This window comes from Methylobacterium sp. B1 (genome assembly GCF_000333255.1).
GTDB lineage: Bacteria > Pseudomonadota > Alphaproteobacteria > Rhizobiales > Beijerinckiaceae > Methylobacterium > Methylobacterium fujisawaense.
Genome location: NZ_BACT01000286.1, coordinates 1 through 1,601, shown reverse-complemented (window position 1 = coordinate 1,601; position 1,601 = coordinate 1). Strand labels below are relative to the sequence as shown.

3 protein-coding genes are annotated in these 1,601 nt (G+C 68.3%); all 3 read left to right on the top strand.

The window, feature by feature from the left end; all coding sequences use genetic code 11:
* Positions 1–436, top strand: a 436-nt coding sequence (locus tag I53_RS33800) for a hypothetical protein (RefSeq protein ID WP_043349087.1), incomplete at its 5' end; no start/stop codon positions are given.
* On the top strand, positions 436–840 hold the full coding sequence (locus I53_RS08385; RefSeq protein ID WP_043349085.1) for a hypothetical protein: 405 nt from the start codon (positions 436–438) through the stop codon (positions 838–840). The genes I53_RS33800 and I53_RS08385, both read left to right, overlap by 1 nt.
* Positions 821–1,447, top strand: a complete 627-nt coding sequence (locus I53_RS08380; protein ID WP_043349082.1) for a hypothetical protein — start codon at positions 821–823, stop codon at positions 1,445–1,447. The genes I53_RS08385 and I53_RS08380 overlap by 20 nt, the downstream gene beginning before the upstream one ends.
* Positions 1,448–1,601 lie beyond the last annotated feature (154 nt).

Here is a 1,601-nt window from a genome sequence, read left to right as displayed (position 1 = left end):
GCCGGACCACGCGCTGACGAAGACCAAGGTCTACGTGGGCATCCCGGAGGGCTCGTCCCGCCAGGAAGACGATGGTGATGCGCCGCCCAGCAACGCCGCCCTCGGCTACTGGATGGAGTTCGGCGATCCCGAGCAGAACCGACCCGCGCGGCCGTTCCTGCATCCCGGGATCGAGGCGGCCATGCCGCAGATCCTGCCCCGCCTGAAGGCGATGGGCGCTGCCGCCCTGAAGGGCGACTACGCGGCGATCCAGACGGGCTTCGAGGCGATCGGCCTGATCGGCCAGAACGCCGTCCGCGCCCAGATCACCGATGGCGCACACGCGCCCCTGGCCGCCCGCACGATCAAGGCGCGGCTCCACCGCGGCCGGACCGGCACCAAGCCGCTGATCGACACAGGCCAACTCAGAAATTCTGTGACGTATCTGGTGAAGTAATGGCCCTCCAGAACGTCGTTGATGTCCTCGACGACCCGGATTTCTGGTCCGAGGCCGTGCTGATCCAGTCGATCGTTGCGGTGAGCAGCGTCGGACTCGCCCGCGCCCTGGAGAAGGGCACACGCATCCGCGGCGTCATCTTCCCGGGCAACGGCAAGGGCCTCGTCCAGGTCGGTGACGGTGACTTCGTCGAGGGCGACCTCGCCGTGATCACCCGCTTCCCGATCGACACCGGCACCCGAGAGGTCGCAGCCGACGCGATCGTCTTCGCCGGCCTCCCCTACACGATCATCAACGCGCAGCTGTGGCCATTCGGCGAGGGGTTCACCCAAGCCGTCTGCAAGCTCGCGGTCGTGAACCCAGCCCAGACGGGGGCACGATCCGATGCCGGCTTCCTCGGCTAACACGAGCGCGACCGGCGGCCCTCTCGCCCCGACCTCCGCGCCCCCGATCGACGATCTCGATCTCGACACGGCCATCGGCGGCCTCGTCGCCGGGGTCACCGGCCTGCCCGGGGATCTGGTCCGCCCGCGCTGGCAGCCCACGCAGCCGCGCATTCCCGAGATCGACACGACCTGGGTCGCGGTCGGTGTCACCGGGACCATGCCGGACGATACCCCGGCGCAGATCCATCACCCCGATGGCGCCGGCTACACCGTGCTGCGCACCGTCTACCGGCTCGACATCCTCGCGAGCTTCTACGGCCCCCGGAGCGACGCCTACGCGAAGCTCCTCAGGGACGGATTCTACGTCGCGCAGAACCGCGAAGCGATGCGGGCGCTCGGCCTAAACCTCATCGGCTTCGACACCATTCGGCGCGTGCCGGAGATCGTGGCCGCGCAGAGCCGTCGCCGCTCTGACCTGTCGTTTCGTCTGACGCAGACGATCGAGCGGACCTACCCGATCCAGAACGTCCTCCAGACCATCGGCGCCATCCAGGCGACCGCCGGCAACGTCGCCGGCCCGACGCAGATCCTCGCACCGATCGCGTCCCCCCTACCGCCGGCCTGAGCCGCGGCCAAGCCCCCACCCCTCCGAAGTTCTCAAATTAGGGACGCCGAGACTTCGGCGGCTTTGCCATGGCTGTTGGCCTGAACGTCGCTGATTTCGTCAGCGTCTCCGTTACCATTGAGCCGAAGGCTGCTCAGTATCGGTCCTTCGGGAC